Genomic DNA, 19572 nt, shown 5'->3' on the forward strand with positions numbered 1-19572 from the left:
TTGAAGATATCTTTCTCAAAAATCAACAATCTTCCTTTTTCTATAGAAAGAGATGAACTTAATTTTAGCGGATACTTGCTGAAAAAATCTCAAAATTTAGTAGATTTAAATGGAAAGATAGTTGGTAAAATAACTCATCAATGTGATAGATGTGGAGATGAAATTTTTCTAAATTTAAATGAAAGGGTAAATTTAGTTTTAAGTGATGGAATTTACAAATCAGAAATTTTAGAAGATGTGATTGAATTTTTTGATGGAGAGATTGATTTAAAAGAAGTTTTAAATAGCGAGATAGAGCTTTTAAAAAGCGACTATTTTTATTGTGAAAAATGTAAATAAATTTTATAAAGGAGAAAATTATGGCAGTTCCAAAGAGAAGAGTTAGCAAAACTCGTGCAGCAAAAAGAAGAACACACTACAAAGTTACACTTCCAATTCCTGTAAAAGACAAAGATGGTAGCTGGAAAATACCACACCGCATAAATAAAACAACTGGCGAATACTAATGACTAAAATAGCAATAGATGCTATGGGCGGAGACTTTGGTTGCGAACCAATCATACAAGGCGTGATACAAGCTCTAAAAGAGTGTGAATTCCACGCTTATTTGGTTGGTGATGAAAAGATTATGGGTCCATTTATACCTACTGAATTTAAAGAAAAAATAACTCTCATTCAAGCAGATGAAATATTTGAAATGAAAGAGGGAGCTACTGATGTTTTAAAGAAGAAAGATACTAGTATTTTTAAAGCGATAGATTTAGTAAGAGATGGAATTTGTGAAGCTATTGTTTCGGCTGGACATAGTGGTGCTACTATGAGTTTGGCAACTCTAAGAATAGGAAGATTAAAAAATGTCTTAAGACCTGCTATTGCTACCTTAATGCCAAATTCAAAATCTGGCAGAACCTTAGTTTTAGATGTTGGAGCAAATGTTGATTGCAAGAGTGAGCATCTGTTTCAGTTTGGAGTTATGGGCGAGGCATATGCTAAATCTATAATGAGTATCAAAAGCCCAAGGATTGGTATATTATCAAATGGCGAAGAGGATTCTAAGGGTGATGAAATTACAAAATCAGCACATAAATTACTCAAAAATTTACCAACTTTTATAGGAAATTGCGAAGGTAGTGAAATTTTTGATGGAAGTGTTGATGTAGCTATTTGCGATGGGTTTGTGGGCAATATCGTGCTAAAAGCAAGTGAAGGTGTTGCATCTGCAGTTACAAATTTAATCAAAAAAGAAGTTAAAAAGTCAATAGTTGCCATACTGGGTGTAACTTTAATGAAAAGTGTTTTTAAAAAAGTTAAAAAAAATATAGATTACGATGAGTATGGTGGAGCACCGCTTTTAGGTGTTAAAAAATGCACTATTATAAGCCATGGAAAGAGTAGCCCTAAGGCTATAAAAAATGCTATATTTCAAGCACTGAAATTTTCAAATTCTAATATTTATGAAAATATAGAAAACGAACTTGGAAAATTTAAAAATTTACAAGGTTAAAAATGTCAATCAAAGCCTCTTTAATATCCATATCAGCGTATGTTCCTGATTTACTATTATCAAATCAAGATTTAGAAAGAATGGTAGAAACTAGCGATGAGTGGATAGTAAAAAGAACAGGGATTAAAACTCGCTATATAGCAAATAAAAACGAATCAACAAGTGATCTAGGATATAAAGCAGCAAAGTTAGCAATAAAAAGATCAAATTTAAACGTTGATGATATTGACTGCATAATTTGTGCTACGATTTCACCAGATCATTTATGTATGCCATCAACTGCTTGCAAAATAGCCCATAAATTGGGTATTTATGGTATTACTGCGTTTGATATAAGTGCAGCTTGCACAGGATTTATATATTTACTAGAAATAGCTAAATCATTTATACAAAGTGGTCTTAAAAAAAATATATTGATAATTGGTGCTGAAAAATTAAGCTCAATCGTAAATTGGAATGATAGAAGCACTTGCATTTTATTTGGAGATGGTGCTGGAGCTGCTGTAATTTCGGCTTCAAAAGATGAAAATTTTATAATTGACACTCACACTGCAAGCGATGGGAGTAAAAATGATTTATTGATAACACCAGGATGCGGCTCGGCAAATCCTGCAAATTTAGAAAATTTATCGCAAAATTTGCAATTTATTCATATGAAAGGAAATGAAGTTTTTAGAATAGCTGTCAATACTTTAAGCAAAGATGTCGAAGATATACTCAAAAAAAATCAAATTTCAAGCAAAGATATCGATTTATTCATACCTCATCAAGCAAATTTAAGAATAATTAATGCTGTGAAACAAAAATTAAATTTAAAAGATGAACAATGTATAATTACTGTTGATAGATTTGGAAATACAAGCTCTGCATCCATACCAATGGCAATGAATTTTGCATATGAAAATAATAAACTTAAAAATGGAGATTTAATGCTTCTTGACGCTTTTGGTGGTGGCTTTACATGGGGGTCAGCTCTTCTTAAATTTGGTGGAAAGTAAATTGATATAATTAAAATCCTGTATTTTTAAAACACTCTATTTTAAAAATATATTACCATCAAAAAAAACGTAAATAGAGGTTTAAGAGATTGTTAAATTTTCAGTCTAGAATTGAGCATTAATAAAAATTAACAAATACCAATAAATTTAATGTAACTCATAGATTTATTATCAATAAAATACTTATTTAAATTTTATAGCTAATGAATTAAATTATCATATTACATACATAATAAATACTATTTTAAAAAAGTAAGTATGTTGTTTCTAAAATTTAAACGATTAAGATTTAATTTTATTATAAATTTTTTATTATTTCTAAATTCTATATCTATTTAAAAAGTTTATAATAGTAGAATTTTTAAAAATATCAATAAACATAAAATCCAAAAGATATAATTTTTAATCTAGCGACTTTAAATTACGTATTCATATCTTTTTAAATCATATTTTGCAAACTAATCTCTTATTTTAGATTAATAAATTAAAAAAACGCAACTACTTTTTAAGCAATATTGGCAGCATTTTGTACATAAATTGTTTATTAAATTCGCACTCTTTTGGATGAAAAATTGTATTTTAGTTATTAAATTTAGTAAATATTTTTGCAATACTCCGCAAAAAATTTATGCAAAATCGCCTTTTTGTAGCCCATTAAAGCAAATATCTGTTTTTATGATTTTGATTAAAATTTATTATTTATAGCAAGTATTCAAACAAACCTCTCAAATTTAACTATATTTTTTACAGCTATAAAAAACAAAGAATCTGCTTTTTAATATTATATTTTGCAGCAAAGTTATAGTAATAACTCTCTTGATTTTCAGGATTGATGTATTTTTAGACAGTATTCATAAAACTTTAAAAAATTTCAGTACTTCTAGGCAAATTTTTTCTAAAATATTTTTTTATTTATCATAGCTCTTTAAAATTTTTATTAATTTTTTAAAAATAAAAAGCACAACTTTTTATTTTATTTTTGAAATTTGTTAAAATTTTAAAAATCATCACTTTTTTAAGTTTTATTTATCGTATTTTTGGGCATTTAAGCCCTTTAAAATTGATAAAACTTAAAAAAATGATATATATATATGGGGTTATCCTGCCTTGCTTCTGCTTTTATCTTTTTTTAATTTTTACTACGCTAAGATTTTTTACAAATAAATTTTTTGTTTTAAATTTCTATTTTATTTTTTGGAGAATTTTTTTGAGTAGTATTGATTGGAATAAATATTTTGATGAGTTAAAAGCTATTAAAGCTGGTAGAACTAAATTTACAAAATCAGAGCATAAAAATATATCTTTTGGAAGTGGTGGCGGATTTTCTAGAACTCATATAAATTTTTCAAAAAATAAATTTTCTAAGCAATCAGTTATTAAAATGATTTCAAATTTACCAAAAGATTCTATTAAAAGATGTATTGATTACACAATTAAAAATTCACTTGATGGCTATGCTATAAATGAAAAAGAAGAAAGGGTAAGCAGTGAAGAAGTTATGGCTGAGTGGAAGAAAGATTTTGGAACAAATAAAAACTCAAAAGATGCGTGGCATTTAATGTTTTCTATAAAAGAGTCTTGCAGTAATAAAAGAACTTTAAAAGCTTTGCAAGATAGTGTTAAGAGTGTTCTTGGATCAAATTTTGCAGGACATAAATATGCTATGGTGCTTCACACTCATCAAAACAATCCCCATGTGCATGTTGTCTTAAATAAAAGAAATCAATTTACAAATAAAAAAATTCACTTTGACAGTAAAGATGAAATTAGAAATTTTTTTGATGATACTAGATCAAATTTTGCTTACGCTTTATCTGCTCGTGGGTTTAAATATGAAAATAAAAACTTTTTACAAAAGGATTTAAAACGTGAATTTAATCATATAAAATCTAATATCAAACTTGAAGTTGATGATTATACAGCTAAAGATAAAATTAATAACTATTATGATAAAAAGCAAGATATCAATAAAGAAAAATATAAAGCTACTACTAGCCGAATTGAGGTTATGAACGATGAACTTGAAAGGCTAAAAAAAGCCAATAAAGAGCTTTTAGATTTGTTTTTGCAATACTCTAAAAAAAGAAATAAAAAAGCCTTTAAATTTGCAAAAGAGTTAAAACAGAGTAATAAAATTATAAAAGAAAAAAGCATTAAAATTTTAGCTGAGATTAAAAAAATAAATAAATTATCTTATGAAGCTACTAGGCTTAATGAGATGAAATTAGAAAATTATAAAGATAGATCAAATGCCCTTATATTGCTTGAAAATTTTAACCATAGCTATAACCAGCTTCATCCTAAAAATAAAGGAGCTAGTAAGGCTGACTGGCAAAATCATAAAAAAGTTAAAAGAGCTATTGCTGTGCTTCGCAATCAAAAAGACGATAATGCTATAAAATACTTTGATGATAGCTTGGTGATTACTCGTATGTTAGGATCCAATGAGAGCCTTTTTAAACTTGGTAAAAAGCTTGACATAATAGATAAAAATTTATATATTTTAGAGCACTCTGGTCTTGGGATTGATGAAGCAAAAGAGTATAAAAAAAGGCTTAATGACAACAAAGAATTTCTTGCTGAAGTGTGTCATAAAAGGTTTGATTATGTGGCTACAAAGCTTTTAAAAGATGAAAATTTAAAAGGGGATGAGTTTTTATTTAAAGAGTATTTTAAAGGCGTAGAAATTCTAAATTTAAAGCCAAATGAAAGGCTTTTAAAAATCAAAAAAGAAGCAGATTTAAAAGCTAAATTTAGTAAAAGTCCTAAGGTAAAGAAAGATAAATCAAAAAATTATAACTTAGATAAAAATATGGTTAAAGGTAGAGTTTAGTTTTCCCTTTTAAAATTTATTTTAAATTTTGCTTTGAGTTTTCTTTTATGATATTTTTTATTTTTTTAGAATATTCTTTGTCTAGCTTAATATCTTGTTCTTGCAAGATCTCGTATTCTTTTTTGATATTTTTAATAAGATTATTTTTTGCTTCTGGCATTAAAATATCTTGTTTTTTTACGAAATAATCAACATTTTTTTCTAAATTTTGACATAGTTCTTTTTTGGTTTCTTTTAAGACTTCTTGTATATTCTTTTTAAATTTTGGAAGATTGTTTCGTATGGCGTCTTCTATAATTTCATTTTCTATATTATCATAATCGTGCGAAGAGTAGTTTCTAACACGCCTTAATCCATTTAAATCATCCTTATTAATTTTATCTAAAACACCATACTCTTGATCTTTTTCTAGCTTTTCAAACTGTTGATAAATCACATCAAAATATTTCATTATGGCAGGTTTTAAGATTTATTTATCTTCTAAGGCTTTTTCACTCCTTTTAAACTGCAAATTTTTTCTATCTCTTCTATTTTTTCTATACTCGTTTGCAATCTACGGATAGCTTTAGACATAAATAGCTCCTTTTACTATTTTATTTTCTTTCATTTTTTGCTCTGAATAAAAATCACAAATATCAACAGATTTATTAAATTGTTTTGAAATTTGCTTTTTTAAATTTTCTAAATACTCAAGTGCTTTAAAAGCGTTTAGTCTATCTAAAAACTCTTTTTTATCTGCTAAAACGACTATATCAATATCTGAATTTTCATCAGCATAATCTTTTGCATAGCTTCCAAATAAGCCTATTTTTTTGATTCCATCTCTATTAAGATGTGGCTTTAGCTCTGATAAGTATTTAAGTATTTCATCTTTTGTTAGAATTGAAGTTGCTGGTGTTGATGTCATATCTCTTTCTCTGTGTAATGTGCTTCATAGATTGAACCTATTTTTTATTATTTTATCTATAATTAATACTCTCATTGTTCTGTTTTAATTTCTGACATTATATCATTTATTAAATCATCGTGGCTTATGTATTGTTTTTCTAAGCTCTTTGAATTTTTTAAATCGTTTAATGTTTCATCTGTTGGAATATTTAAACCATTTATTGTTATTGTTGTCATATTCTTTCTTCCTTTTTTAAATATTTCCATATTTTGAACACTTAACATCTATTTCCTTTTATTTTTAATAATTATAGCATATATTGAAAAGTTATTATAATTTTAAGTTTATTTGTAGTGTATATTTTAGTTTATATTTAGTGATGAATAAGTTTATATTTAAGTTATTTATATGTGTTTTATTAGTGCATATTAAGTTTATTTTTATTAAAACATATAATAAGCATATAATAAAAGAATTTTAATTAATATAAAAAAACAATATAATAAATATATTATTTAAAATATTTAAAAAATAAAAAACATATAATATTTTTTCTTTACCTTTGATTTAAAAAATACACTATAGATTTTTGATAAATTCAAAATAGTAAAGCACTAATAAAAAGGGAGTAAAAGTTCATTTATTAAAATTTAATGTTTCAATATTTTACACCTAGAATTTTCTAAATTGTAGCATATTTTAAACTTTTTTCCTTTTTTAAAAAATTTATCAATGTCTTTTACCTTGTTAGTTTGCTAAACCTTGTTAAAGTAGTTAACAAAGTGCTAGCCCCCATAAAATGGTCATTTGAGCGTCCGTTTGTTAGTTTGTTAATTATCTGAGGAAAATTTGGCTTTTGTTCTGTATATTTTAATAAACTAACAAACAGGCTTTAAAATACCCTTGTAATTGGGTTTGCACTTTGTTAAGGCTTTAACAAAGTGCAACAAACTAACAAACGAACAAAAAAAATTAATTGATTAAATACCCTAAAATTAAATATTTTAAGGCATTTTAGGTGTAAGTATTCTTAAAGTAATTAAAGTAGCAAAAAGGGATAAAATATCAAAGCATTTTTGTCATTTCCACAAGTAATTTTAAAAAATTTACCGTCAAATTCTAATAAAAATGTTCTTAGTGAATTTGTGCCTATGACTTCTACTTCATCATATTTGGCTCTTTTTTTATCTCATTTATTAGGTTGTTTCGACTTATGCCATTTGGATTTTCTTTGGTTATATCTCTTGCATATTCTAATGCTGTGGCTTGTTTTTCATTCATTGCATAAAGCATATAATCATCAAATTCTAGGCTTAAATTCGCTGTATCTATGATAACGGCTTGTGGTTTTGTATCATCTCTTTGTTTCATTGGTTCTAATGTTGCAATTAGGCGATTTTCTTTTCTTTTCCTTTTCTTTACAAAATATGCTTCATCACAACTATCAAAAAACGCTGTAGCACCTTTATATGCTTTGTTATTTTCGCCAGTAAAATCTTGTTTGCTTTGATGATTAAGAAACCATACTCCAGCATAATAATCTCTCATATTTTGCAATGCATCAAGTGTTGGCATTACAATTTCGTCATAGCTCATAGAACCACTTATAAAATTTCTAATACTATCAAAAATAATCAATGTATCTTTTTGGCTCTCATCTGCAATAGTCGATAGACTAAATATAATTGTTTTTGGGTCAAAGTATCTTTTTGCTTTTTTTAGCGGAGCTTATATATTTTAGCTGATTTTTGTATTTGGTTAAAATTTGCTCTATGCCATGATTTTTAAGCGTTCCTAAGCCATTATCCATATCAACATAGATAACTTTTTTAACAACTTCTTTTTCAAGCATATAAATAGCTAAATATAAAGCTGTTATACTTTTTCCGCTTCTAGGCATTGCATAAAGGCTTATTAGCTTATTTGTTTCAACAAAGCCATTTTTAGCTAAAATCTGCAATGTCTTTTGGCGTAAGTAATAGTTTCGAATGTTCTAGGTCTATTACTTCGCCTACCTTTTTGAAATTTTTCATAATATCTCATTTATTAAAATAGTGCTTCTAGGTTATTTAAATAATCTCCATACTACTGCATAAGTTTTTGTAACTGCTCTTTTGTAGCCTTGATTCTTTCGTACGCAAATTTTATAGCATTACTTTCTTTGTGAGCTAGTGCTGTTTCTACTGCTTCATCGCTTATTCCCATTTGCAAAAGTTTAGTTTTGTTTTTAGAGCATATTGTGCGAAAAGTGGCTCTAAATCCGTGTGCTGTGGCTACACCCTTATATTTTCCGCCATTTAAATTTATGATTGCTTTATTTAAGCTATCTTTGTGTGTATGGTTTTGTTTATTAAAAGCTCGAAATACAAAGCCATTATCAATTATGCAAAATTTTCTTTGCTCTTTTAGGATTTTTATAGCATATGAACTAAGTGCGACTTAATGAGAATAACCCATTTTCATCTCATTAGCAGGTATGTTCCATATTTTTTCATCAAAATTTATATAATCCCACTTAACGCTAACCGTATTTATAGGATGATTTACGCAAAGAATTTGTAAATAAATGGCTCTTTTTGTTTGCAAGTCCATCTTGTCATCGCATTTTAAATCGTGTAAAAATTCAACTAATTTTTCATCATCAGTTATCGCCAAAAGCCTACTATCTATGCCTAGTTTTTGTTTATAAGAACGTGAAGTAGGAAATTCCTTGTGCAATGCAAGTATGAAGTTTTTGTTGATATGCTCATCCCTTTGAGCTATAGCAAAAACTTCGTTTATATTATCAATTAAACGGTGTATTGTTTCTAGTCTGCTTTTATTTGGGTCATGTGGATTAAAAATCGCACTTAAAATTTCTTTTATATCGCTATATCGTATATCTTTTATATCCATTTTGCCAAAAGCTGGTAAAAAATATTTCTTATGTCTAATAACTACTTTTGATAAATAACTCTCTTTTTTGACATTTTTTTGTTTATGTTCTATGATTTTATAAAATAGGTTTTCATATATGTATTTATTGGCTTGTTTGCCCCTTAGCTCATCTATATCTAGTTTCTCATTATTTAATTCTCTTAGTATCTGTATTGCTTTTGTGCGTGCCATTGTGGTTGTAAAAATACTCTCTCGCCATTGACCTATTTTCATAAATTTGTTATCAAATTTAAGTGTGAATGTTTTTGTTTCCTTTGGATTTACTTGTATATAGAGCTCTTTTGGATTGCCAACTACTTTTCTGTATTGTTTTAGTTTTAATGTGAGATTTTTTATATCTCTATCTTGTAGAGTGATTATAGCTATATTGCCCATTTCATCCCTTTTTTTAGTGATTTTTGAGCAATACTGACCTAATTAAAATTTAAGTGCCTAATTTATACCTTAATCCATTAGAATTAAAATAAAACAAAAACATAAAAAAGCAAATAAAAATAATTAAATATTGCTCCCTGCTCCGTAAATAAGGGAAATAAAAGTAAATTAAAAGGATTGTTTTAAATTGAAAGAAAATTAAAAATAACTTAAATGGTGGTTAGAGGCAGAATCGAACTGCCGACACGCAGATTTTCAGTCTGCTGCTCTACCGACTGAGCTATCCAACCACTTAAAAAGAAATGTGATTATAAACAAATTTAGCTTAAAGTTAAGTTAAATTTGGTATTTTTTATATACTTTTTAACAAATTTTACAAATTTTTTATAAATTCCTTAAATTTATCTCCTCTTTCTTCATATGAACTAAATTGATCTAAACTAGCACACGCTGGGCTTAAAAGTCCAACTTCACCATCTTTTAAATTTAAAGAAATTTCTTTAACAGCAGTTTCTAAAAACTCGCATCTAAGTGCAGGGATTTTATATTTTAAAGCTAAATTTATGATTTTTTTAGAATTTGCACCAATGGCATAAATTTCTAAATTAAAATCTTTAAATTCCATAAACAAAGGCTCTAAATCAACCCCTTTATCATCTCCGCCTAAGATTAAATAGATTTTCTTATCTTTATATCTTTGTAGGGCTTTTAAAGTGGCGTCTAAATTTGTAGCTTTTGTATCATTTACCCAAAGTCTATTAAATTTATCAATTATTTCTTCAACTCTATTTTTATCTAGTTTAAAACTGTTTAATAGCTCTATATCGCATTTTTTAATACCAAATTTAGCTACGCTTAAAGCTAGCAATGCATCCATTAAAAAAGGCACTTTAAACTTAACTTCATCTAAATTTACCTCACAAATTTTAGCTAAATCACTCTCGTCTTTATAGAAAAAAATCTCAGCTTTTGAGTTTTTAGCAAATTTATGATTTTCATATTTAGTAGGAATTATCGCAACTCCTTCGCTCATCATTAAAAGTGGTTTTAATTTTGCATCTTCATACTCTTTAAAGTTCCCATGCCAACTTAAATGATCAGGCGTTATAGGTAAAAGAGCGTAAATTAAAGGAGAGGCAAATTTAGTGTAATGAAGCGTAAATGAACTTGTTTCAAGTATCCAAAATTTGGCGTTTTTATCCAAATTGGCTAAAGGCATCCCTACATTTCCGCCTATAATTCCACCAAAATTTTTAAACAAAACTTCACACATTAAAGTTGTTGTAGTTTTTCCATTTGTTCCACTTATCCAAATTTTAGTTGGACTTGTGTTAGAAAAATAATCATACTCGCTTATTAAATTATTTGCTTTTTTAACTAAAATATGATTTGGTGGAAAACCAGGACTTGGAATTTCAAGAGTGCTTTTATTAGCGTCAAATTCACTAATTGGTAAAAGCAAATTTCCAAACTCATCTTTTGAAGTTTCGCTAAATTTATCATCGTAAATACTCCAAATTTCACCAAATTTTGCACTTTTTGCTATAGCTTTTGTAGTTTTACCATATCCAAATAGTGATTTTTGCATAAATTTACCTTAATTTTAGCGAGGCTAAGGCTATGATATTTGCTAAAAGTGCAACTATCCAAAATCTTATAATTATTTTGTTTTCAACCCAGCCTTTTATCTCAAAATGATGATGAAGTGGAGCCATTAAAAAGACTCTTTTTTTAAAAATTTTAAAACTTCCAACTTGTAAAATTACACTCAAAGTTTCAGCTACAAAGATAAAACCTACGATGATTAGCAAAAATTCATTTTTACTAATAATGCCAGCATACCCTATAAAAGCCCCAACACTTAAGCTTCCACTATCTCCCATAAAAATTTCAGCTGGATGAGAGTTATACCATAAAAACCCAAGCAAAGATCCAGCTAAAGCAGCACAAACAACGCAAACTTCACTTACTCCAACAATTTTTGGCAAAAATAAATATCCACTAAAAACCGCATGTCCACTAAGGTATATAAAAATTCCAAGACTAATTAAAGCAAAAATTGATGGAATGGTAGCAAGCCCATCGAGCCCATCTGTTAAATTTACAGCATTTGAGCTAGCTGTTAATACTAAAAGCCAAAATACTATTATAAAAAAATTTAAATTTATGATTGAATACTTATAAAACGGAATAAATAAATTTCCATCTAAATTTGTAAAAAAATATAGATAGCTCGCTATAATAAAAGATGATAAAATTTGAAGTGTCATTTTTGTTCTTGCTTTTAGGCCGTCGTGATTTTTACCGCAAGCAATCTTAGCATAATCATCTATAAAACCTATCATTGAAAAAAGTATTAAACATAATAACGCCCCTAAAATAAAGCCGTTATTAATCTTAGCACAAAGTATCGTAGCTATAATCGTGCTTGATATAAACACTATACCGCCCATTGTTGGAGTAGAATTTTTGCATTTATGAGTCGAAGGAGCTAGTTCGTAAATTGGTTGATTTGCTTTTTTGTGTTTTGCCCATTTTATAAATTTAGGCATAAAAAAAACTGATAAAAAAAATGCTATAAAAAACGCTAGCCCACTTCTTGTTGTTATATAATTAAAAATATTAATATTGAAAAATTCATATAAAAAATAAAACATAATAACCTTTTTTAAGATGCTTAAAAATTTAAAAAGGATAATTTTACTATAATAATGCTTAGAAATTATTTTAAAAAGTGAGAAATTATGAAAAAAAAATTGGTTTTAGTAATAACTGATGGAATTGGAAATAATCAAAACACGCAATTTAACGCTTTTGCAACTGCTAAAAAACCAAATTATGATTGGCTTTTTAAAAATTCAGCAAATAGCCTTTTAAAAACTTCAGGTAAAGCTGTAGGGCTTCCAGATGGACAGATGGGAAATAGTGAAGTAGGGCATATGACAATAGGAAGTGGTAGAATTTTGTATCAAAATTTAGTTAAGATTGATATGGCGATAGAGGATAAAAGTCTTCACTCAAATAAAAAGCTTTTAAATTTGCTAAATAACCATAAAAGAATCCATATTATAGGGCTTTATAGCGATGGCGGAGTACATTCACATTTAAATCATTTTGATGAAATTTACGATATAGCTAAAGATAAAGGGGGCGAAGTCTATGCTCACGCTATAACTGATGGGCGTGATGTAAGTCCAACAAGTGGGATTAAATTTATATCTCATCTTGAAAAAAGAGCTAAGATCGCAACTATTTCAGGCAGGTTTTATGCGATGGATAGAGATAAAAGGTGGGATAGAGTTGAAGAAGCTTACAAGGCCATAGCTAAAAATGAGAATTTACAAAATATAACACCAAGCCAGTATTTACAGGCTTCTTATGATAATGATATTACAGATGAGTTTATCAAGCCAGCTAGCTTTTGTGAATTTGGTGGGATACAGCAAACAGACGGAATAATTTTTATAAATTTTAGAAATGATAGAGCTAGAGAGATTGTAGAGGCTTTAGGAACGGCTGAATTTAACGAATTTAAGCGTGAAAATTTTACTGAAAATATCATTACAATGACAGATTATGATGATAAATTTAGTTTTCCAGTTCTTTTTGAAAAAGAAGTTATTAATGACACTTTATCTGAAATTATTTCAAATGCAGGTCTAACTCAGCTTCACACCGCTGAAACTGAAAAATACGCCCATGTAACGTTTTTTTTCAATGGCGGAAAAGAAGAGCCAAATTTAAACGAAACTAGAGTTTTAATTCCAAGTCCAAAGGTTAAAACCTATGATGAATTACCACAAATGAGTGCATATGAAGTAAAAGATGCAGTTATAAAAGGCATAGAAAATGGCACGGACTTTATAGTTGTAAATTTCGCAAATGGCGATATGGTAGGACATACTGGAAATTTTGATGCTTCAGTTAAAGCAGTTGAAGCAGTTGATGAGTGTATAGGCGAAATTTTAAAAGCCATAAATAAGCATAATTACGCTTATATGCAAATTTCAGATCACGGAAACTGCGAAGCGATGAGAGATGAAGATGGTAAAATTCTTACAAATCATACAACTTTTGATGTTTTTTGCTTTATTTTAGCTAGTGGTGTTGATAAAATAACCAGCGGCGGACTTAGCAACGTAGCTTCAACTATTTTGAAAATAATGAATTTAGAAATTCCTAAAGAGATGGATAAACCGCTTTTTTAAAAAATTAGTCGATAAATTTGTATACTTTTTTAAAAACAAAGTTTATCATAAAGTTTATCATAATTTATAAATAATTAAGATTGCTTATAAATGGACTTAAAATAAGTCCATTTTAAATTTATATAATAATTTTAAGCAAAATTACTATTTAACAAAACAACAATCTAACTTACTAAATTTATTTATTATGGTTTTAAATTATTAAATTTAAATTTTTTAGCAATAAGTCATATAAATTTACATTAATATAGTAAAATTTTATTCAAAATCAAATTTAAGGATAGATATGAAATTCAGTGGTAAAAATGTTTTAATCACAGGTGCAAGCAAGGGAATTGGTGCAGGAATTGCTAAAAATTTAGCTAGTAGGGGCTTAAAAGTGTGGATAAATTACCGCTCAAAACCTGAAATCGCAGACGCACTTTTAGAAGAAATTAAATCAAATGGCGGTGAGGGAGCGGTTATTAAATTTGACGCAACTGATGAAGAGGCTTTTATAGAAGCTATAAAACTAATCGTTGAAACTGATGGAGAATTAAGCTATTTAGTAAATAACGCTGGAATTACAAATGATAAATTAGCTTTAAGAATGAAGCTAGAAGATTTTACAAATGTAATTGATGCAAATTTAACTTCAGCATTCATTGGAAGCCGTGAAGCCCTCAAGGTTATGAGTAAAAAACGCTTTGGTTCAGTTATAAATATCGCTTCAATCGTTGGCGAAATGGGAAACGCAGGACAAGTTAATTACGCAGCAAGTAAAGGTGGTATGATAGCTATGAGTAAAAGCTTCGCAAAAGAAGGAGCTAGTAGGGGAATTCGCTTTAACACCATAACGCCAGGATTTATAGAAACTGATATGACAGATGTTTTAAATGAAGAGATTAAACAAAACTATATAGATGCAATTCCATTAAAAAAACTTGGAAGTGTGGATGATATAGCAAATGCGGTTGCATTTTTGTTAAGTGATAATTCAGGCTATATCACAGGAGAAACTTTAAAAGTTAATGGCGGATTATATATGTAAATAAAATTTTAATGTTTTCAATTTTAACAAATTTAAAGTTTAAATATTGTAAAATAACAAACATTTTAAAAATAAGGAGTGCTGTATGGCAATTTTTGATGATGTAAGAGATGTGGTTGTTGAGCAACTAAATGTAAATCCAGAAGCCGTAAAAATGGAGTCAAAAATTATTGAAGATTTAGGAGCTGATAGCTTAGATGTTGTTGAACTTATAATGGCTTTGGAAGAGAAATTTGATGTTGAAATACCAGATAGTGATGCTGAAAAATTAATAAGCATTGAAGATGTTGTAAAATATATAGAAAAATTAGACTCATAACTGATATATAAGGAGAAATATTGAAACGAGTTGTGGTTACGGGCATTGGAATGATAAATGCACTCGGTCTTGAAAAAGAGAGTGCTTTTAGAGATATTTGTGCAGGAAAAACTGGCGTGGATAAGATTACTTTCTTTGATGCTAATGAATTTCCAGTTCAAATTGCAGCAGAAGTTAGAGGATTTGATCCACTTAGTGTCGTAAAAGATGCAAAAGAGATTAAAAAAATGGATAGATTTATCCAGCTTGGTTTAAAGGCCGCTAGCGAAGCTATGCAAGATGCTAAATTTGAAAAATTTGATGCTTATAGTTTTGGAGTTAGTTCTGCTGCTGGAATTGGGGGTCTTCCAAATATAGAAAAAAACTCAGTTGCATGTGTTACTCGTGGCCCTAGAAAAGTTTCTCCATTTTTTATACCATCATCGCTTGTAAATATGCTTGGAGGTATGGTTTCTATAAATCACAATTTAAAAGGTCCAAATTTATCAAGTGTAACAGCATGTGCTGCTTCAACTCATGCGATTTGCGAAGCAGTTAAAAGCATAATGATAGGTGAAGCTAGTAAGATGTTAGTAGTTGGTGCAGAGTCTGCAATATGTGAAATTGGAATAGCAGGTTTTGCAGCTATGAAAGCACTATCTAATAGAAACGATGATCCTAGTACAGCTTCAAGACCTTTTGATAAAGGCAGAAATGGATTTGTTATGGGCGAAGGTGCGGCCGCTTTAGTTTTGGAAGATTACGAAGAAGCTAAAGAAAGAGGAGCTAAAATTTATGGTGAGATTATAGGTTTTGGTGAAAGTGGTGATGCTTATCATATAACTTCTCCAACTCTTGATGGACCTCTTAGGGCTATGACAAAAGCTTATGAAATGGCAGGGAGACCTATTATTGACTATATAAATGCTCACGGGACTTCTACTCCTGTAAATGATAGTAACGAAACAAAAGCATTAAAAACACTTTTTAATAATCAAGTCCCACCTGTTAGCTCTACAAAAGGTCAAACGGGGCATTGCTTAGGTGCAGCTGGAGCAATAGAGGCCGTTATTTCTTTAATGGCGATGCGTGATGGTGTAATGCCTCCTACAATCAATCAAATAGAAAAAGATGAAGATTGTGATTTAGATTATGTGCCAAATGTGGCTAGAAAAGCCGATTTAAATGTTGTTATGAGTAACTCTTTTGGCTTTGGCGGAACAAATGGTTCAATTATATTTAAAAAAGTGAATTAAAATGGCAAATTATTTAGAATTTGAAAAAAGCATTAAGCAAATTGATGATGAAATTTCAAATGCTAAAATCAGAAGCGATCAAGAAGCAGTTAAAATTTTAGAAAAAAATTTAGAAAAAGAGATATCAAAGGTTTATAAAAATTTATCTGAGTTTCAAAGATTGCAACTTGCTCGTCATCCAGATCGCCCTTATGCTCTTGATTATATAAGGGGCTTATTAAAAGATGGGTATGAAATTCACGGCGATAGAGCTTTCAGAGATGATCCTGCAATTGTTTGTTATATAGGCTATATAGGCGAAGAAAGAGTTGTTGTGATCGGCGAACAAAAGGGGCGTGGTACAAAATATAAACTTATTAGAAATTTTGGTATGCCAAATCCTGAAGGGTATAGAAAAGCTCTTCGTGTTGCAAAGATGGCTGAGAAATTCAATTTACCAATTCTTTTTTTAATAGACACTCCGGGTGCTTATCCTGGAATCGGTGCTGAAGAGCGTGGTCAAAGCGAAGCAATAGCTAGAAATTTGTATGAATTAAGTGATTTAAGAACTATAATAATATCTATAGTTATTGGTGAAGGCGGAAGCGGTGGTGCACTTGCAATTGGGGTGGCCGATAAACTTGCAATGCTTCAAAATTCAGTTTTTTCTGTAATTTCGCCAGAAGGCTGTGCAGCAATATTATGGAATGATCCAAGTAAAAGCGAGCTTGCTACAAAGGCTATGAAAATTACTGCAAAAGAGCTAAAAGAAGCAAATTTAATAGATGATGTAATCAATGAGCCAAAAACAGGAGCACATAGAGACAGAGATGGCGTATTAAGGTCTGTTGGAGACTATTTTTTGGATAATTTGCAAGAACTAAAAAAATTAAGCATTGATGAGCTTTTAAAAAGAAGAATGGATAAAATTTTAAGTATTGGTGCTTTTAAAGAGGATTAGAGCATTATAAAATTAATTTTTAGCCTAAAAGTTGGTTAAATTTAGGTAGAATTATGCATTTTGTAAAATTATTGAGTATAAATTTAATTAACAATTAAAATTATTGGCGTATATTATGGGAATGATTTTAGTTAAATTTTTTGAAAGGATGTAAAATGAAGAAATTATTTATAGTTTCAGCCCTTATGGGTTTGGTTTCAAGTTCGGTTTTTGCAACTGATGGTGCAACAATATATAAAAAATGTGTAGCCTGTCACGGCGCAAAAGCAGAAAAAGTTTATTTAAACAAAATACCTGCTTTAAATACGTTAGAGCCAGATTTTATGATTGAAAGTATGAAAAAATATAAATCTGGTGAAAAAAATGAATTTAAAATGGGTGCTATCATGAAGGGTCAAATGGCCACCCTTAGCGAAGAAGATATGAAAGCTGTCGCTGAATATATCCAGACTTTAAAATAATTTATAACATAGGCGACCGATTGGTTGCCTACTCAGGTTTTTTATTATTTTTAAAAATAAATTTTTATATGTTTTAATTATTTATTGATGTTTTTTGCACCTTATACTGATATCTTCTAAAACCAAAAACTAAATAATTTTACAAATAATGACTATAGATGATTAAATTTAGTCTCAACAAAACAAAATCAATTTTAATAAAATTTATATAAGTTTTTGTTTAGCATATACTAAAACCGGCGCTTTAAAATATAAAAATCTATTTCTTAATTCCTTTAAATTTAGTCATTTTGTCTTACAATATCCCTAAATTTAATATCATTTATAAACTTATTTTTGTTTTTAAAGTCAAAGTATTTTATTGAATTTAACGCTTAAGTCCAAGTTTTACCAAAACTTTTTAAGCTAAAAGCCAAAAAAGAGACATTTTTATACAATAATTTCGCACACTCTTTTAAAATTAAAATTTGATTTTATTTAAAGATTGTTTTTTAAATTTTATCAACCTTTATAGCTTCCAAATTTTAAAAAAAGAAAGATTTTTTTATAAATTTATGGCGATAATATACTTATTTTCATAAGTAAAATCATAATTTAAAGCTAATTTGCTAGAATTTAGGTTATGTTTGAACTAAAAAATTTATAAATACAACTATAGCTAAATTTAGGATCATTAAGTAAAATTGAGGGTTAAATTTAAAGATTGAGACAATCAAAATAGTTAAATTTAAATATTTGAAAGATAAATAGCTAAATTTTAGAGATTTAAATTGTTTGTTAATATAATAAATCTTTTAAAATCATGCAAATTTAACTATCTATACAATAACTTTTCTTCTTATAGTTTTTTTATTTATCAATCTATTTTTTGATAATTTCACGCTAAAACTCCGCTTATATAAGATAAAGTTTTCATAAATCCCCTTATGTGCAAATTGCTAAAATACTTTTTGCATTAAACAAAAGTTTGGCAATTATAACAAGTAGCCTTAAATTTATCTTTTTATAAAAACAAATATTTTATTTTCATTTTGCTAAATTTTCTTAAATCAGCCCTCTTTCCTAGCCCGATATAAACAACTCACATATTTTTGATTTTTAGTAAAATTTTAATTATATTTTATATAAAATTAGTTTTAAATTTAATATTGCTAAAATGCAAATACTCATATCTTTTACTATAAATTTTAATCTATCTTACCACTAAATTTTGCTTGATTTTTTATATAATTATTATATTTCCACAGCTTTTATACGCAAATTTTTCAAATAAATTTAAACCTATAATATTAAAGCCAATAACCAACAAAAATATAATCTGCATTTACACAAAAATGCAATACAAATTTAATATCTATTATTAATTTTAATCACTTTAAATAAACTTTAAAATTTATTTTTGTATAATTTCTCTCAATTTAACTTCTACTTAGGAGATATCCATGAAAAAGTTTTTTAAAATTTTTATGATTATTGGGGCTTTAGTCTCTTTTGCTTATCCGTCTCTAGGGGGGGGGGATTAAGACTTCTCCTTGTCCAGGAAATGCACAAGTTTGTCCACCCGATGTAAATGGTACAGTTAGAGGCACACTCACTCCAAAAAGTAGCAATACAGGTACTCTATATCACCAAACAAATTTAAAAGATATAGGCGGTGCCTACTCAACCTTTCCTGATTCTCCTACTTACAAACCAAAAAATGGCTTCGTGCAAGGTGATTATACAGTTACTGGGGCTGCGTTATTAGATTACGAAAAAAATCAGTACAACCCAGGTAGAATGGATACGAAAAAAAATACTTACAAAAAAGATGATCCAGATTTTAAGCTAAATAGCTCTTCTC

At 28.4% G+C, this 19572-nt stretch carries 20 protein-coding genes and 1 tRNA gene; 11 read left to right on the forward strand and 10 right to left on the reverse strand.

Annotation, left to right across the window (positions count from 1 at the left end; all coding sequences use genetic code 11):
* From F1B92_RS04665 to F1B92_RS04685, 5 genes are all read left to right on the forward strand, one after another.
* Positions 1-339, forward strand: coding sequence for a YceD family protein (locus F1B92_RS04665; protein ID WP_154570727.1), 339 nt, complete (start codon positions 1-3; stop codon positions 337-339).
* 20 nt (positions 340-359) lie between these two features.
* Positions 360-506 carry a 50S ribosomal protein L32 gene (gene rpmF, locus F1B92_RS04670; protein WP_005871250.1) on the forward strand — a complete coding sequence of 49 codons (147 nt, stop codon included), beginning with the start codon at positions 360-362 and terminating at the stop codon, positions 504-506.
* The gene (gene plsX, locus F1B92_RS04675) at positions 506-1504 is read left to right on the forward strand and encodes a phosphate acyltransferase PlsX (RefSeq protein WP_154570728.1); all 999 of its coding nucleotides are present in this window, start codon (positions 506-508) and stop codon (positions 1502-1504) included. Before rpmF ends, plsX begins: the two co-directional genes overlap by 1 nt.
* Positions 1505-1506: 2 nt before the next feature.
* Positions 1507-2502, forward strand: a complete 996-nt coding sequence (locus tag F1B92_RS04680; RefSeq protein WP_154570729.1) for a beta-ketoacyl-ACP synthase III — start codon at positions 1507-1509, stop codon at positions 2500-2502.
* A gap of 1207 nt (positions 2503-3709) precedes the next feature.
* On the forward strand, positions 3710-5335 hold the full coding sequence (locus F1B92_RS04685) for a relaxase/mobilization nuclease domain-containing protein (protein ID WP_195836289.1): 1626 nt from the start codon (positions 3710-3712) through the stop codon (positions 5333-5335).
* A gap of 16 nt (positions 5336-5351) precedes the next feature.
* Here F1B92_RS04685 and F1B92_RS04690 read toward each other — a convergent pair whose 3' ends face one another.
* The 10 genes from F1B92_RS04690 to mraY form a co-directional block, all read right to left on the reverse strand.
* Entirely contained in the window at positions 5352-5786 is a 435-nt protein-coding gene (locus tag F1B92_RS04690; RefSeq protein WP_229770931.1) for a HepT-like ribonuclease domain-containing protein, read from the reverse strand.
* A gap of 114 nt (positions 5787-5900) precedes the next feature.
* On the reverse strand, positions 5901-6242 hold the full coding sequence (locus F1B92_RS04695) for a nucleotidyltransferase family protein (protein WP_154570730.1): 342 nt from the start codon (positions 6240-6242) through the stop codon (positions 5901-5903).
* A 71-nt stretch (positions 6243-6313) separates the two neighbouring features.
* Positions 6314-6508: a hypothetical protein gene (locus F1B92_RS04700; protein WP_154570731.1), complete on the reverse strand. Its 195-nt coding sequence runs from the start codon at positions 6506-6508 to the stop codon at positions 6314-6316.
* 874 nt (positions 6509-7382) lie between these two features.
* Positions 7383-7862, reverse strand: a complete 480-nt coding sequence (locus F1B92_RS04705) for a hypothetical protein (RefSeq protein ID WP_154570732.1) — start codon at positions 7860-7862, stop codon at positions 7383-7385.
* Between the two features lie 58 nt (positions 7863-7920).
* Positions 7921-8184 carry a hypothetical protein gene (locus F1B92_RS04710; protein WP_154570733.1) on the reverse strand — a complete coding sequence of 88 codons (264 nt, stop codon included), beginning with the start codon at positions 8182-8184 and terminating at the stop codon, positions 7921-7923.
* Positions 8185-8309: 125 nt separating this feature from the next.
* Entirely contained in the window at positions 8310-8435 is a 126-nt protein-coding gene (locus tag F1B92_RS09340; protein WP_268233920.1) for a hypothetical protein, read from the reverse strand.
* A 228-nt stretch (positions 8436-8663) separates the two neighbouring features.
* Positions 8664-9536, reverse strand: a complete 873-nt coding sequence (locus F1B92_RS04715; RefSeq protein WP_154570734.1) for a tyrosine-type recombinase/integrase — start codon at positions 9534-9536, stop codon at positions 8664-8666.
* A 214-nt stretch (positions 9537-9750) separates the two neighbouring features.
* Positions 9751-9826: transfer RNA gene (locus F1B92_RS04720), tRNA-Phe, on the reverse strand.
* Positions 9827-9909: 83 nt separating this feature from the next.
* Entirely contained in the window at positions 9910-11124 is a 1215-nt protein-coding gene (murD, locus tag F1B92_RS04725) for a UDP-N-acetylmuramoyl-L-alanine--D-glutamate ligase (protein ID WP_154570735.1), read from the reverse strand.
* 4 nt (positions 11125-11128) lie between these two features.
* The gene (gene mraY / locus F1B92_RS04730; RefSeq protein ID WP_154570736.1) at positions 11129-12193 is read right to left on the reverse strand and encodes a phospho-N-acetylmuramoyl-pentapeptide-transferase; all 1065 of its coding nucleotides are present in this window, start codon (positions 12191-12193) and stop codon (positions 11129-11131) included.
* 87 nt (positions 12194-12280) lie between these two features.
* Between mraY and gpmI the strand changes: the two genes are divergently transcribed.
* The 6 genes from gpmI (at position 12281) to F1B92_RS04760 (ending at position 17729) form a co-directional block, all read left to right on the forward strand.
* Positions 12281-13744: a 2,3-bisphosphoglycerate-independent phosphoglycerate mutase gene (gpmI, locus tag F1B92_RS04735; RefSeq protein WP_154570737.1), complete on the forward strand. Its 1464-nt coding sequence runs from the start codon at positions 12281-12283 to the stop codon at positions 13742-13744.
* A 286-nt stretch (positions 13745-14030) separates the two neighbouring features.
* Positions 14031-14774 (forward strand): 3-oxoacyl-ACP reductase FabG, encoded by a 744-nt coding sequence (fabG, locus tag F1B92_RS04740; RefSeq protein ID WP_154570738.1) that lies wholly within the window; start codon positions 14031-14033, stop codon positions 14772-14774.
* Between the two features lie 85 nt (positions 14775-14859).
* Positions 14860-15093 carry an acyl carrier protein gene (gene acpP, locus F1B92_RS04745; protein ID WP_154570739.1) on the forward strand — a complete coding sequence of 78 codons (234 nt, stop codon included), beginning with the start codon at positions 14860-14862 and terminating at the stop codon, positions 15091-15093.
* 20 nt (positions 15094-15113) lie between these two features.
* Entirely contained in the window at positions 15114-16328 is a 1215-nt protein-coding gene (locus F1B92_RS04750) for a beta-ketoacyl-ACP synthase II (RefSeq protein WP_154570740.1), read from the forward strand.
* A gap of 1 nt (position 16329) precedes the next feature.
* Positions 16330-17268, forward strand: a complete 939-nt coding sequence (gene accA / locus F1B92_RS04755; RefSeq protein WP_154570741.1) for an acetyl-CoA carboxylase carboxyl transferase subunit alpha — start codon at positions 16330-16332, stop codon at positions 17266-17268.
* Positions 17269-17423: 155 nt separating this feature from the next.
* Positions 17424-17729: a c-type cytochrome gene (locus F1B92_RS04760; protein WP_154570742.1), complete on the forward strand. Its 306-nt coding sequence runs from the start codon at positions 17424-17426 to the stop codon at positions 17727-17729.
* Positions 17730-19572 lie beyond the last annotated feature (1843 nt).

The organism is Campylobacter portucalensis (assembly GCF_009690845.1).
Lineage (GTDB): Bacteria > Campylobacterota > Campylobacteria > Campylobacterales > Campylobacteraceae > Campylobacter_B > Campylobacter_B portucalensis.